This window comes from Robertmurraya korlensis (assembly GCF_023715225.1).
Taxonomy (GTDB): Bacteria; Bacillota; Bacilli; order Bacillales; family Cytobacillaceae; genus Robertmurraya_A.
On record NZ_JAMBNS010000043.1, the window covers coordinates 1 to 766 of the forward strand.

1 protein-coding gene is annotated in these 766 nt (G+C 46.9%); it reads left to right on the forward strand.

Annotated features, from left to right (window positions below; all coding sequences use genetic code 11):
• Window positions 1–766 (forward strand): UDP-glucose 6-dehydrogenase family protein (locus M3175_RS25760; RefSeq protein WP_503328625.1); only part of this gene is annotated, 766 nt, incomplete at both ends.

The following is a 766-nucleotide window of genomic DNA, read 5'->3' on the forward strand; positions in this document are numbered from 1 at the left end:
GTTCTTGGCAACCCAGTCCTTGAATTTAGCAGCGCAGTTGGTGAGTGAGGTGGATTTTTCAACCGCAGATTTGGTGATTATTGCCACACCAACCAATTATGATGTCGCCACGGGCAAATTCGATACCTCATCGGTGGAAACCAGTATCCAAACCGTACGCGCTCACAACGCACAAGTACCGATTGTGATCAAATCGACTGTGCCGATTGGATTTACCGTTGACATGCAGGCAAAATTTGATACGCGTATTTTGTTTATGCCGGAGTTTTTGCGGGAAGGCAAAGCGTTATATGACAATCTTCATCCATCACGTATTATCGTTGGCTGTGATATAAACCATGTGCCAGCGCTGCAAGATGTTTGTCACCAATTAATCACCCAATACCAAACCGCCAGCGAACAAACTGACACGCTAAGCCAAACACCAAGCCAAATCATGCCGCCCACCGAGGCGGAGGCGGTCAAACTATTTGCCAATAGCTACCTTGCCACACGTATTGCATTTTTTAACGAGTTAGATAGCTTTGCCGAAAGCATGGGGCTTGATAGTGAGTCGATTATCACCGGTGTGAGCTTAGACCCGCGGATTGGCATGCATTACAACAACCCATCATTTGGGTATGGTGGCTATTGTCTACCCAAAGATACTCAACAGCTCAAAGCCAATTATGAAGGGATTCCTGCCAATGTGATTCATGCGGTGGTGGATGCCAACAATACCCGCAAACGCTTTGTTGCCCGTCAAATTATCGCCAAGCAGCCTAAT